Below are 12245 nucleotides of genomic sequence, written 5' to 3' on the forward strand. Positions count from 1 at the left end.
CAGCGCCGGGACCAGACGTGGGAGTGGTACGCGCACCGTGCTTCGGCGATTTGCCATCTATCTGTCGCTGTGCCTGCTTCTGCCTGTCGCCGTGGCCGCTCAATCGGCATTCATCCGGGACATTGCCGTCGAAGGTAACCAACGCGTCTCCGCCGAGACCGTGCGGTCCTACATGCGCGTCGAATCCGGCCAGCCCTTCGACCGTGGCGAGCTCGACGAGGCGCTGAAGAGGCTCTACGCGACGGGACTGTTCGCGGACGTCACCTTCCGCCGTCAGGGCGACGTTCTGGTCGTGGCCGTGGTCGAGAATCCGATCATCAACCGCATCGCCTTCGAGGGAAACAAGGCGATCGACGACGAGACGCTCGATTCCGAGGTCCGTCTGAGACCACGCATCGTCTACACGCGTTCACGCGTGCAGAGCGACGTGCAGCGGCTGTTGCAGCTCTACCGCGCCAGCGGACGCTTCGCCGCCGTCATCGAACCCAAGATCATCCAGCTGCCGCAGAACCGCATCAATCTGGTCTTCGAGATCGATGAAGGCTCGCCGACCGATGTGCGGGCCATCCGCTTCCTCGGCAACCGCGCCTTCGACGACAGCGATCTGCGCAAGGTGATCGCGACCAGCGAGAGCGCCTGGTACAAGATTCTGGCGACGACGGATCACTATGATCCGGACCTGCTCGCGTTGGACCGCGAAAGGCTGCGCCAGCACTACCTGAATAACGGCTACGTCGATTTCCGCGTCGTGTCCGCCGTGGCAGAGCTGACGCCCGACCGGAAGGACTTCTTCATCACTTTCACGGTGGAGGAGGGCGAGCAGTACGCGGTCTCCACCGTCGATGTCGAAGCGAATATCCGCAACGTCGATCCGGAAGAGATCAGGGGGCAGGTCGAGGACCAGGCCGGCGAAACCTACAGCGCCAAGCGGATCGAGGATGCGATCCAGGACATCAAGTTCGGTCTGGGCGAGAAGGGCTTCGCCTTCGTCGAGGTCCGCCCGCGCACGGAACGGAACCGCGAAGACCGGACCATCGCACTGACATACCGGGTCTCCGAAGGGCCGCGCGTCTATGTCGAGCGGATCGATATCGAGGGCAACACGCGTACCCTGGATCCGGTGGTCCGCCGCGAGATGCGGCTGATCGAGGGCGACGCCTTCGACACGGCCAAGCTGGAGGCGTCGCGGCGGCGTCTCAGGGCCATCGACTACTTCTCCAACATCGAGATCAAGCCGGAGCCCGGCAGCCGTGAGGACCGCGCGGTGGTCAAGGTCGAGGTCGAGGAACAGCCGACCGGCGAGCTTTCGCTGGGCGCCGGCTTCTCGACCAGTGAGGCGATCATCGGCGACATCTCCATTCGTGAGCGCAACCTGCTGGGCCGCGGTCAGGATATCCGCCTCGGCCTGTCGTTGTCGCTGCGCCGCCGCGAGGTCGATCTCTCCTTCACCGAGCCGTATTTCCTGGGCCAGCCGATCGCGGCCGGCTTCGACATCTTCAACACCAATCTGGATTTCCAGGACGAGTCGTCGTTCGACCAGAACACGACCGGTCTGAAGCTGCGCAGCGGCGTCTCGCTCAGCGAGGCCACGCGTTTCAACGTCAACTACCAGTTCCGCCGCGACAACATCAAGAATGTCGGGAACAACGCCTCGCAGTTCATCAAGCAGCAGCAGGGCGTCTCCGTCACGTCGTCGGTGGGCTATACCCTGCGCTATGACAAGTCGGACGACCCGATCACGCCGTCGAGCGGTTTCATCAGCACGCTGGAGCAGGAATTCGCAGGGTTGGGCGGCAACGTCCGCGACGTCCGCACCCAGCTCAGGCACGCCCACTTCTTCCCGATCACCGACAACTGGGTGCTGCAGGTCTCCGGCCGCGGCGGCGCCGTGGTTGGCGTCGGCAAGGACATCCGGATCAACCGACGGTTCTTCGTCGGCGGCGATTCCTTCCGCGGCTTCGCGGCCAGCGGCATCGGCCCGCGCGACATCGCCACCGGCGACGCGCTGGGCGGCGAGTTCTTTGCCGTCGGCACCACGGAACTGCGGTTCCCGCTCGGTCTGCCGGACGAGTTTGGCCTGTCGGGACGTGTCTTCACCGACTATGGTACGGCCTTCGGCGTGGTGGCGACCGGCGGTGTCGAGGACGACATCACGCCCCGCATGTCCGTCGGCGTCGGCGTGACCTGGCGGTCGCCCTTCGGTCCGATGCTGTTCGACCTGTCGCAGGCGGTCATCAAGAATGATATCGACGAAACCGAAGTGTTCCGCTTCAGCTTCGGGACCCGGTTCTAGGAAGTTTCCATGCTGCGTCGTCTGTGCGTCATCCTGATCGTCTCTGCCGCGGTTCTGGCCGCGGCGCCCGGGGCGTCGTTCGCGCAGCAGATGCCGAATGCAGTCGTCGCAGTCATGGACAGCCAGCGCATCCTGCGGGACGCCAAGGCCGGGCAGAGCGTCGCCAAGCAGATCAAGGCCTATATCGACAGCTTCCAGGCGGTGGTGAAGCAGGAGGAAGACGGACTTCGCGAACGTCAGCAGGACCTGCGCAAGCAGAGCGCGATCCTGTCGCCGGAAGCGATGGAGCAGCGCCGCCTCGAACTGCAGAAGAGCTTCAACGATGCCCAGCGCATGGTCCAGGACCGCCGCATCGCCATCGACAAGACCCGCCAGCAGGCGCTCGAGGTGATCAAGGCCCAGATCCTGGAGATCATCGAGGAGCTTCAGAAGGAGCGGAAGTTCAATCTGGTGCTGGACCGGACTTCGTATTCCTGGGTCGCCGCCGAACTCGACATCACCCAGGAGATCGTCAGCCGCCTCGACAAGCGTCTGCCGTCGGTCAAGGTCGAACGGCCTGAGGGGTTCTGATGGCGGACGCCCGGTTTCATGAGCGCCGCGGTCCCTTCAGCCTCGGCGAGTTGGCCGAGGCGACCCGCCTTTTCCAGATTCCCGAAGGGGCCGACCCTGCCCGGAAGGTGGTCGATGTGGCGCCGCTGGAAACGGCCGGCCCGGACGACCTGACCTTCCTGGAGAACCGGAAGTATCTGGAACAACTGGCAGGCAGCAGCGCCGGATTCTGCGTCATCGAACCGGAACTGATCGACAGGGTCCCGACGGGCACCGTCGCTCTGGCGACGCCGCATCCCTATCTCGCCTACGCACTGGTCGCGCAGGCGCTCTATCCTGCGCCGGCAACTCGCCCCGGCACCCATCCGGCCGCGTATGTCGATCCGTCCGCCAAGGTGGGCGAGGGTGTCGAGATCGCCGCGAATGCCGTCGTCGAGGCCGGCGCCGAAATCGGTGACGGCACGGTCGTTGCCGCCAACGCCACGGTCGGACGCGGTGTGGTCGTGGGACGCGAGTGCCGCATCGGCTCGAATGCGTCGCTCGAGTTCTGCATTCTGGGCGACCGCGTCGACGTGCAGGCGGGCGCGCGGATCGGCGCGCCGGGCTTCGGATTTGCCCCTCATCCCGAACGCCATCGCACGGTGCCCCAGCTGGGCCGCGTTCTCGTCGGCGACGACTGTCATATCGGCGCCAATACCTGCATCGCCTGCGGCTCGGGCCACGATACGGTCCTCGGCCGCAATGTCTGGATCGATAACCTGGTCCAGATCGCCCACAACTGCGAGATCGGCGACGGCTCGATCCTGGTCGGCCAGGTCGGCATGGCGGGTTCCACAAAGGTCGGCCGCTTCGTTCAGATGGGCGGCCAGGCGGGACTGGCCGGTCATATCCGGATCGGCGATCAGGCCCGCATCGGCGCCAAGGCCGGTGTGATGAATGATGTGGAGGAAGGCGCTACCCTGATCGGACAGCCGGCGATTCCCGTCAAGGAATTCTGGCGGCAGGTTGCGGCCCTGCGCCGCCTCGGTAGCCGAAAGGGAGCGGGCAAATGACGGAAGCTGTGCAGGAGGGCGTGGTCGGTCCGGTCGAGATCCGGCGGATCATGGACATGATTCCGCACCGCTATCCGATGCTGATGGTGGACCGGGTGGTCGACATCGTTCCGGACGTCAGTGCCGTCGGCATCAAGAACGTGACCGTCAACGAGCCGCACTTCGTTGGCCATTTCCCCGTGGCGCCCGTCATGCCGGGCGTGATGATCATCGAGAGCATGGCCCAGACGTCGGCCGTGCTGTTCGCCGTGACGCTGGGCAAGGAGATGGAAGGCAAGGTCGTCTACTTCATGTCGATCGACAATTGCCGCTTCCGCCGTCCCGTCGTGCCGGGCGACCAGCTGAAGGTGCATGTGCACAAGGTCCGCGGCCGGGGCACGCTGATCTGGCGGATGAGGGGAGAGGCGTTCGTGGACGGGAAGCTGGCGGCCGAAGCCGAGTTCGCGGCCATGATCCAGGAAAACCTCTGATCATGTCCGCATCAATCCATCCCACCGCGATCGTCAGCGACGGCGTCCGGCTGGGTGATGGCGTGAAGATCGGACCCTATTGCGTCGTGGAGGGCGATATCGAGCTCGGTGACGGCGTGGAACTGATTTCCCACGTCGCCATGGCCGGCCGCACGAAGATCGGCGCCGGTACTCGCATCTTCCCGTTCGCGTCGATCGGCCACGCCCCCCAGGACCAGAAGTTCAAGGGCGAGGAATCTTTTCTGACCGTCGGCGCCAACTGCGTCGTCCGGGAGCACGTGACCATGAACCCGGGCACCGAGTTCGGGCGGGCTGCATACGCGCGTCGGCGATGGCAGCCTGATCATGATCGGCGCCCATATCGCCCATGACTGCCAGATCGGCAGCAACTGCATCCTGGTGAACAACGTCACCCTCGGCGGCCATGTCGAGATCGACGACTGGGCGATCGTCGGCGGCATGACCGCGATCCACCAGTTCGTGAAGGTCGGCAAGCACGCCATGATTGGCGGCGCATCGGCGCTGGGCGGCGACGTCATCCCCTATGGTCTGGCGCGCGGCAATCTGGCGACGCTCGACGGCCTCAATCTCGTCGGACTGAAGCGCCGCAACTTCAGCCGCGATCAGATCCAGACGCTGCGCCGCGCCTACCGTTTCCTCTTCGGCCCCGAGGGCACGATGGAGGAGAAGGTCACCGATGCGGCCAAGCTTTTCGAAGGCGAGGCCGGCGTTTCCGAGGTCCTCGAGTTCATCCGCCTCAGCGGATCGCGCGGGCTCTGCACGCCCGCGCAACAGGATGCCGCCTGAGCGCCTGGGTCTGATCGCCGGGGGCGGTGACGTCCCGGCCAGCGTCGCCCGTTCCGCCGAGGATGCGGGGATGGCGGTGCATGTTCTGGCCTTCGAGGGCGTGACCGACCCGGATCTTCTGGCGTGCTACCCCCACAGCTTCATCCGTTTCGACAAGGTCGGCGGAACGGTCGACGCGCTGAAGAAGAACGGCTGCGACAGTGTCTGCATGGTCGGCAAGGTGGCGCGGCCCGATTTCGGCAAGCTTCGGCCTGACATGGCGGGCATCAGCTTGCTGCCGAAGGTCCTGAAGGCGGCGAAGCAGGGCGACGATGCGCTGCTGCAGGTTCTGGTCGACTTCTTTCAGAAGAAGGGGTTCACCGTGCTGGGCGCGCACGAGGTCGCGGGCGATGTGCTCGTGGTCGAGGGACTGATGGGCGGAGTCCGGCCCACCGACGAGAACCGCGCCGATATCGAGAAGGGGATAGCCGTCGTCGATGCGGTCGGCGCGCTGGATATCGGTCAGGGCGCGGTGATCCAGCAGGGCCTGGTGCTGGCGGTCGAGGCAGCCGAAGGCACGGACCGGATGCTGCAGCGCTGCCGCGACCTCACCAACGGGCTCGGCGGCGTTCTGGTCAAGCTCACCAAGCCCGGACAGGACCACCGCGTCGATCTGCCGACCATCGGCGTCACGACAGTCGAGGGCGTGGCGGCGGCGGGGCTGAACGGCATTGCCGTGGAGGCGGATGCGGCGCTGGTCATCGACCGTGCTGCAACCGTCGAGGCTGCGGACCGCGCCGGCATCTTCATTGTCGGCGTCAGGCGACCGGCCGCCGTCTGACATGCGCCAGAAACGCATCATGCTGGTCGCCGGCGAACCCTCCGGCGACGCGCTCGGCGCACATCTGATGCGCGCCATGAAGGCGCTGGCCGGGGACACGGTGCGGGTCACAGGTGTCGGCGGCGAACTGATGGCGGCGGAGGGGCTCGAAAGCATCTTCCCGATGGACACGCTCTCGGTGATGGGCCTGTTCGAGATCCTGCCCCGATATCCGGCCATCCGGCGTTGCTTTCGGGAGGCGGAGGCCTTCGCCCGGGCGGAGCGGCCCGATCTGATCCTGACCATCGATTCGCCGGGCTTCAACAAGCGGCTGATCGCGCGGCTTCAGGATCTGGACACCGTGAAGGTGCACTACGTCGCGCCCTCGGTCTGGGCCTGGCGGCCGAAGCGCGCCGAGAAGATGGCGCAGCTCTACGATCATCTCCTGACCCTGCTGCCCTTCGAACCGCCGCTCTTCGAACGGGAAGGACTTCCATCGACCTTTGTCGGCCACCCGGCGGTCGAGGCGGAGCACCGGTTCAAGGGTGATCCGCGGCGCTTCCGCGCCGACATCGGTGCGCCGCCCCACGGTCCGCTGATCAACGTGCTGTTCGGCAGCCGCCTCGGCGAGGTTCGCCGGCTGGGGCCCGTCTTCGTCGATGCGCTGCGCCGCCTGCACAGCAATGTGCCGGTCGGCAGGATCGTTTCGCCCACGCTGCCGCATCTCCGCGAGGAAGTGGAAGGTCTGCTGAAGCGCCAGCCTTACGACTTCACCGTCGTCGGGTCGGACGCCAAGATGGACAGCTTCCATGCCGCCGATGTCGCGCTGGCGGCCTCGGGGACGGTCGCCCTTGAGACGGGTCTCGCCGGCCTGCCGACGGTTGTCGCGTACCGCCTGAACCCGCTGACGGCAATGATCGCGAAGCGGCTGATCCGGATCGAATACGCGAGCCTGATGAACATCCTGCTGGACCGCGCCGTGGTGCCCGAACTGCTGCAGGAGCATTGCAGCGGACCCGAGATCGCGGCATGGCTGGAGAAGCTGCTGACCGATCCGGTGCATCGCGATGCCCAGATCGAAGCCGGCAATCTGGTCCGGGACATGCTGAAGCCGGGATCGCTTTGGCCTTCGGCGAAGGCGGCCCGTGTGGTACTCAACCTCGCAGACAGAACTTCGGGAGGCGAGACATGAAGGACGCGCGTCTGCTGCACACGATGATCCGGGTGAAGGATCTCGACAATTCGCTGGATTTCTACACCCGGCTGCTCGGGATGAAGGAACTGCGGAAGAAGGATTTCCCCACCGGCGAGTTCACCCTGGCATTCGTCGGCTATGGCGACGAGACCGACAGCACCGTGATCGAACTGACCCACAACTGGGGCCAGGAAGAGAACTACGATCTCGGCAACGGCTTCGGTCATCTGGCCATCGGCGTGCCCGATATCTATGGCACTTGCGAGGAGCTGGAGAAGGAAGGCGTCTCCATTCCGCGGCCGCCGGGGCCGATGAAGCATGGCGGTTCGGTCATCGCCTTCATCGAGGATCCGGACGGCTACAAGATCGAGTTGATCGAACGCAAGGCGGCCTGAGGGTCGGGCGCTACATCCACTTCGCGATCATGCGGTGCTGCACGGCTGCCTGGGCGGCGACGCGGTAGTAGGTGAGCAGTTCGCGCAGGGGACTGCCCATCCGGTCGAAGCCGGAGATGAAGGCGACGACCACGCCGACGCTGGTCTCGCCGCGGATCACCATGATTCCGCCGAAGATCAGCACGCCCAGCGGCGCGAGCGCGTTCATGGCGTTGATCAGGCCCTTCATCAGGAACTTTATCGCGAAGGTCCGGATCCGGTTGCGGTAGAGGTCGCCGGCCCTGTATGCGGCATCGTCGTCTTCCCTGCTGCCGATGGCGTCGCTCATCTCACGCATCTGGCCGAGCCGCTCTTCGATCAGGCGGTTGATGTGCGCCTGGGCGACCGGCACCAGCAAGGCCTGCGGAACCAGAAGCGCTGCGCCAAGAAGCGCCACAAGCGGCTCGACGGCCAGCATGTAGCCGAGGATGGCGAACAGCATGCCGCCATTCACCACCGGCTGCGATAGCCCTTCGCCGACGAAGCCGCCCAGCTTGTCCATCTCGGCGCCGATGATCGAGACGGCCCGGCCTTCCTCGCCGTCGCCGACGTCGCGTTCCCGCTGGATCTTCATCAGGTGCCGGCGGCCGTAGAGAATGGCGCTCTCGCTGAGCCAGCCCTGATACATCCGAAGGGCGAACTTCAGCACCGTGCTGACTGCGATGACCGCCAGATAGACGCCGCCGAGCAGCAGCAGATCGCTCAGATCGGCGGCGTCGAGCGCGCCGTCGATGATCCGGCGCTGCAGTTCCAGCGGCAGCATCGTCAGCGCGGCGACGATTGCGGCCAGCAGGCAGATCCAGATCTGGTGCGCGCCGCTCATCCGCCAGACGAACTTCAGCAGCGAGTTCGACGGGCCGGTCGTCGCCGGTGCGCGGGATGTCGCGCGGTGGCAGTCTCATCCTGCCGAGATGGCAAGGACATGGCGGGCGAGGGCGATGCGGTCGTCGAGGTCCTTCATCACCGTCGCCGTCACCGAAACGCCGCCGACCACGCGGCGGACCTCGTTGGCGAGGGATACATCGGCCTCGTCGATGACCAGGTGGCCGATCAGGCCGGCATAGCGTTCGGCGATGGCCACCACCGACGGCTCGACGCCCAGTTCCCGCATCATCTTCGCCGTCGGGCCCTTGATCGCATCGCCGCCAACGATGGGCGACACGGCGATGACCGGCGCGCCGCTTTCGGCAATGGCTTCCTCAATGCCGTCCAGCGCGAGGATCGGGTCGATGGAGATGAGCGGATTGGACGGGCCGATGACGATCCGCTCGGCGGTGGCAATGGCGCCGAACGCTTCCGGCGTCAGCGCGAGATCGACGCCGCCCAGCAGGCTCAGACCGGTGACGGCGGGCGCTGCGCGGTAGCGGACGAAATAGTCCTGGAAAGGCAGCCAGCCGTCTTCCGTGTTGATCGCGGTCGGCGCTTCCTCGTCGCACATGGGCAGGATCATCTGGCGCACGCCGACCGCCCTGGCCAGCCGGGCCGTGATCTCGGTCAGCGTCAGACCGTCGTCCATCATCGACTTCCGCGCCGCATGCATCGCCAGATCGCGGTCGCCAAGGAAGAACCAGTCGGGGCCGCCCAGCGTCTTCAGCGTCTCCATGAAATGGCCGCTCTCGTCCTCGCGGCCCCAGCCCTGCGCCTGATTGGCCAGACCCGACAGTGTGTAGACCAGCGTGTCGATATCGGGGCAGACGGGAAAACCGAGATGAACGAAATCGTCGCCGGTATTGGCGATGATGGTCAGGTCGTCCGGGTCGAGAACCTTCGACAGGCCGAGTGCGAGCTTGGCGCCGCCGACGCCGCCCGAAAGGTAGACGGTGCTCATCGGAACAGGTCCATGTCCGGGTGGCGGATCAGGTTGGCCGTGCGGCCCTGTCCAAGGAAATGCGCCGCACCGCGGACGATGGCGGCGGGGACGCCTTCGGCGGCCTGTCCCATGACGATGGAAGCGGCGGCGGCGATCTCGTCAGCCACAGCCAGTTCGCTCGCCTGCATCTCGCGCCCGTCACGGTCGCGGCGGCCGCGAAGATCGAGCACGGTGGCGACTCCAGCCACGCCGATGGCGATGCCGACCGATCCGACCCGCCAGGCCCGTCCCGGGCTGTCGTTGACGATGACGCCGATCCGGCCACCCAGGCCGGCGCGGAGCCGTTCGGCGCTGCCGTCCGGATCCTCGGGCAGCAGCAACACCCGCTCGCTGCCGTTCATCTGCGGGACGTTGGAGGCGTCGATGCCGGCATTGGCCAGCACATGGCCGAGGCGATGGCGCACAATCAGGACGCCCGGGCGGTGGCGCAGCACCTCGGCGCTCTCCGACAGGATGACGGCGACCTGACGTGGATCCTTGTCGCACTGCGCCGCGATCCGGCGCGCCCGGTCGTCTGGCCGGACGTCGCGCAGGTCGACGAAGCGGTCTTCGGCCTTGGACACGATCTTCTGCGCCAGGACCAGGACGTCACCGTCCCGCAGCCCGCCGGCGCCGTCAGCAGCTTCGCGGACAAGCGCAGTCAGGTCGTCTCCAGGCCGCACTTCCGGCAGGCCCTCGAGGCCAATGACCTCCAGCCGTGGCGGCACAGGCGTCGTCAGTCCGCGTCGGGGATGTTGGTGATGCGGATGCCGGCGCCGGGGCTCTTGTAGCGCTTGTTCATGAAGATCAGCACGGATGTGAGCGCCTCGGCGACAGCGCTGTTGTCGATCGGCCCGACATGCCAGCCGCGCATGCCGCAGGCCTCGACCAGTTCGACGACCGTTTCGCGCGCCGCAACCACATTCCCCGCGACCAGCACGTCGCAATCCGGATCGTGCTCCAGATCGGCCAGATGGTCGGCCGCGACGTTCTGGAAGGCCGAGACAACCTGTACCTCGGGACCCAGAATCTCCTGCGCCGCCTTGCCGGCAGAGCCTTCCGGCGGCATCTGCACGCGGCTGACCTTGGGCGGCACCAGCGGCACTGTCACATCGACGAAGATCTTGCCCTGCACGGCGTCCCTGACCGAGCCAAGCGTGGCGGCATGGTTGGAGAACGGTACGGTCATGACGACGATCTCTCCGGCCTCGGCCGCGGCGACGTTGTCGAGGCCGCGCACATCCGCGCCCGGGATACGTTCGGCGAGATCCCTTGCGGCAGTCTCGGCCTTCTCCGCGGTCCGCGATCCGATAACGACGGGATAGCCGGCGCGCGCCCAGCGCAGCGCCAGGCCCGAACCGAGATCGCCCGATCCGCCGAGCACTGCGATTGCCGGTTTGGTGTCACTCATTTCTTCTTCTTTCCTCCCTTGGCGGCCGGTGCGGTGTCCCAGTTCTCGTCGTCCACGGTCAGCACCCGCCGTATCTCGTCTGTCATGAAACCGATGGCCATCGGCCGCCGGACGCCCGGCAGAACCGAAACGTCGTAGAGCTCCTGCACGACGCCCTCGATTCTCAGCCAGTGAACGATATCGCCCGACTTCAGATCAATCACCTGCAGCGCGCAACGGGGTCCGGTATCGGCCTTCTTCAGCCGGTCGTCCAGTTCCAGACCGCTGAAAGTCCGGTTCTCGCGCGGCATCGACAGGCCGACAATGGCGAAGTCACCTGTGAAGGCGGCGCCGCGCAGGAAGCCCGGGCAGAAGGCGAGGGGCTCGAACTTCCCCGTCTTCAGGTCGATATGGCCGAATTCGCCGGTGCCGGCGTTCGACAGCCAGAGCTTCCCGTTGTGCCAGCGCGGGCTGTGCGGCATCGACAGGCCCTCGGCGACGATCTCGCCGCTCTCGACATCGATCACGATGCCGCCGTCGGTGCGCCTGTCGCGCCAGCCGTCGGCGACGTCGGAGCGGCTGACGGCTGTCACGAAGGCCGGCTTGCCGTCGCGCATGGCCAGCCCGTTCAGGTGGCAGCGGTCCTCGGCCGCCAGTTTCGACAGGAACGGGGGCTTCCAGAGCGGCCGGAAGGAATAGCGGTCGCTGACCGTCGCCAGGCATCCGAAAAGGGTCGCCGCGAAGACCGGCTTGCCGTCCGTATCCACGGCGACGTCGTGAACGTCGATGTCGCCGGTCGTGTAGCCCACCTGCGGGACGTAGACCCTGTCATAGCCCTGGTAGGATTCGCCGGCCGGCAGGATGTTTTCCATGCGCCAGAGCTGGAACAGCGAACTCATCCAGAGCGTCTGTCCGTCGGCCCAGAGGCCCATGCAGCGGTTGAAGGTCCGTTCGAAGATGGACAGGCGGCCGTCGGCCTGGGTCCCGATCAGGAACAGCTTGCCGGCCTGGTAGGTGGTAAAGGCCAGGCTGATGCGCTGTTCGGCAAGCCAGCTGCCGAACTGACGCGACGGGGTCAGCACCAGCTTTTCATCGTTGGCGGAAGCTTCGCTTGCCTTGTCTTCCTGCCCTGCGGTGTCGCTGTCCGTCATTTCCGCTGCGGTTCCCCCGGTCGCTCCCGGACCGGCTGTAGCACGGCGCAGCGGTGCGCAACAGGCTGATTTCCCGGGCGGATCGCACAAAAAAACCCGGCCACTCGGACCGGGTTTTCAGTTTGGCGTTTTGGGTTTCCCGGATTTCTCCAGGAAGGCGCGCGGTTATCCATGCATGCCGTCGGGGAATGTGCCTGTGATCGAAGTCACAGCCGCCGGGGCAGGCGGAAAAACGTGATCGCGTTCAGGCATCTGT

The 12245-nt window shown here is 66.0% G+C and carries 12 protein-coding genes and 1 pseudogene; 8 read left to right on the forward strand and 5 right to left on the reverse strand.

The annotated features are described in order from the left end of the window. Nucleotides 1-37: 37 nt before the first annotated feature. From bamA to gloA, 8 genes and pseudogenes are all read left to right on the forward strand, one after another. Entirely contained in the window at nt 38-2293 is a 2256-nt protein-coding gene (bamA, locus tag ACMVY4_RS14005; protein WP_416896639.1) for an outer membrane protein assembly factor BamA, read from the forward strand. A gap of 9 nt (nt 2294-2302) precedes the next feature. Further along, nucleotides 2303-2863, forward strand: a complete 561-nt coding sequence (locus ACMVY4_RS14010) for an OmpH family outer membrane protein (RefSeq protein WP_416896640.1) — start codon at nt 2303-2305, stop codon at nt 2861-2863. Continuing rightward, nucleotides 2863-3894: a UDP-3-O-(3-hydroxymyristoyl)glucosamine N-acyltransferase gene (gene lpxD / locus ACMVY4_RS14015; RefSeq protein WP_416896641.1), complete on the forward strand. Its 1032-nt coding sequence runs from the start codon at nt 2863-2865 to the stop codon at nt 3892-3894. Before ACMVY4_RS14010 ends, lpxD begins: the two co-directional genes overlap by 1 nt. After that, the gene (gene fabZ, locus ACMVY4_RS14020) at nt 3891-4364 is read left to right on the forward strand and encodes a 3-hydroxyacyl-ACP dehydratase FabZ (RefSeq protein WP_416896642.1); all 474 of its coding nucleotides are present in this window, start codon (nt 3891-3893) and stop codon (nt 4362-4364) included. The genes lpxD and fabZ overlap by 4 nt, the downstream gene beginning before the upstream one ends. Nucleotides 4365-4366: 2 nt before the next feature. Continuing rightward, a pseudogene (lpxA, locus tag ACMVY4_RS14025) lies at nt 4367-5171 on the forward strand (acyl-ACP--UDP-N-acetylglucosamine O-acyltransferase). Continuing rightward, a complete protein-coding gene (locus ACMVY4_RS14030) occupies nt 5161-5991 on the forward strand; it encodes an LpxI family protein (RefSeq protein ID WP_416896643.1) in 831 nt (276 codons plus the stop codon). Before lpxA ends, ACMVY4_RS14030 begins: the two are co-directional and overlap by 11 nt. A 1-nt stretch (nt 5992) precedes the next feature. Continuing rightward, nucleotides 5993-7162, forward strand: a complete 1170-nt coding sequence (gene lpxB, locus ACMVY4_RS14035; protein ID WP_416896644.1) for a lipid-A-disaccharide synthase — start codon at nt 5993-5995, stop codon at nt 7160-7162. After that, nucleotides 7159-7560: a lactoylglutathione lyase gene (gene gloA, locus ACMVY4_RS14040; protein ID WP_416896645.1), complete on the forward strand. Its 402-nt coding sequence runs from the start codon at nt 7159-7161 to the stop codon at nt 7558-7560. Before lpxB ends, gloA begins: the two co-directional genes overlap by 4 nt. Before the next feature lie 10 nt (nt 7561-7570). Here gloA and ACMVY4_RS14045 read toward each other — a convergent pair whose 3' ends face one another. The 5 genes from ACMVY4_RS14045 to ACMVY4_RS14065 form a co-directional block, all read right to left on the reverse strand. Beyond that, a complete protein-coding gene (locus ACMVY4_RS14045) occupies nt 7571-8422 on the reverse strand; it encodes an ABC transporter ATP-binding protein (RefSeq protein ID WP_416896646.1) in 852 nt (283 codons plus the stop codon). Nucleotides 8423-8497: 75 nt separating this feature from the next. Continuing rightward, complete coding sequence (cofD, locus tag ACMVY4_RS14050) at nt 8498-9427, reverse strand: 2-phospho-L-lactate transferase (RefSeq protein ID WP_416896647.1); 930 nt, start codon at nt 9425-9427, stop codon at nt 8498-8500. After that, a complete protein-coding gene (gene cofE / locus ACMVY4_RS14055; RefSeq protein ID WP_416896648.1) occupies nt 9424-10176 on the reverse strand; it encodes a coenzyme F420-0:L-glutamate ligase in 753 nt (250 codons plus the stop codon). Before cofE ends, cofD begins: the two co-directional genes overlap by 4 nt. A gap of 8 nt (nt 10177-10184) precedes the next feature. Then, nucleotides 10185-10859 carry an NADPH-dependent F420 reductase gene (gene npdG / locus ACMVY4_RS14060; protein WP_416896649.1) on the reverse strand — a complete coding sequence of 225 codons (675 nt, stop codon included), beginning with the start codon at nt 10857-10859 and terminating at the stop codon, nt 10185-10187. Then, nucleotides 10856-11989 carry a TIGR03032 family protein gene (locus ACMVY4_RS14065; protein ID WP_416896650.1) on the reverse strand — a complete coding sequence of 378 codons (1134 nt, stop codon included), beginning with the start codon at nt 11987-11989 and terminating at the stop codon, nt 10856-10858. Before ACMVY4_RS14065 ends, npdG begins: the two co-directional genes overlap by 4 nt. Between the last annotated feature and the right edge of the window lie 256 nt (nt 11990-12245).

It is taken from the genome of Minwuia sp. (assembly GCF_048007105.1).
Taxonomy (GTDB): domain Bacteria; phylum Pseudomonadota; class Alphaproteobacteria; order Minwuiales; family Minwuiaceae; genus Minwuia.

Coding starts and splice junctions, on each gene's coding strand:
- ACMVY4_RS14010 (WP_416896640.1), top strand. CDS start 2,303: ATGCTGCGTCGTCTGTGCGTCATCCTGATCGTCTCTGCCGCGGTTCTG.
- lpxD (WP_416896641.1), top strand. CDS start 2,863: ATGGCGGACGCCCGGTTTCATGAGCGCCGCGGTCCCTTCAGCCTCGGC.
- fabZ (WP_416896642.1), top strand. CDS start 3,891: ATGACGGAAGCTGTGCAGGAGGGCGTGGTCGGTCCGGTCGAGATCCGG.
- ACMVY4_RS14030 (WP_416896643.1), top strand. CDS start 5,161: ATGCCGCCTGAGCGCCTGGGTCTGATCGCCGGGGGCGGTGACGTCCCG.
- lpxB (WP_416896644.1), top strand. CDS start 5,993: ATGCGCCAGAAACGCATCATGCTGGTCGCCGGCGAACCCTCCGGCGAC.
- gloA (WP_416896645.1), top strand. CDS start 7,159: ATGAAGGACGCGCGTCTGCTGCACACGATGATCCGGGTGAAGGATCTC.
- ACMVY4_RS14045 (WP_416896646.1), bottom strand. CDS start 8,422: ATGAGCGGCGCGCACCAGATCTGGATCTGCCTGCTGGCCGCAATCGTC.
- cofD (WP_416896647.1), bottom strand. CDS start 9,427: ATGAGCACCGTCTACCTTTCGGGCGGCGTCGGCGGCGCCAAGCTCGCA.
- npdG (WP_416896649.1), bottom strand. CDS start 10,859: ATGAGTGACACCAAACCGGCAATCGCAGTGCTCGGCGGATCGGGCGAT.
- ACMVY4_RS14065 (WP_416896650.1), bottom strand. CDS start 11,989: ATGACGGACAGCGACACCGCAGGGCAGGAAGACAAGGCAAGCGAAGCT.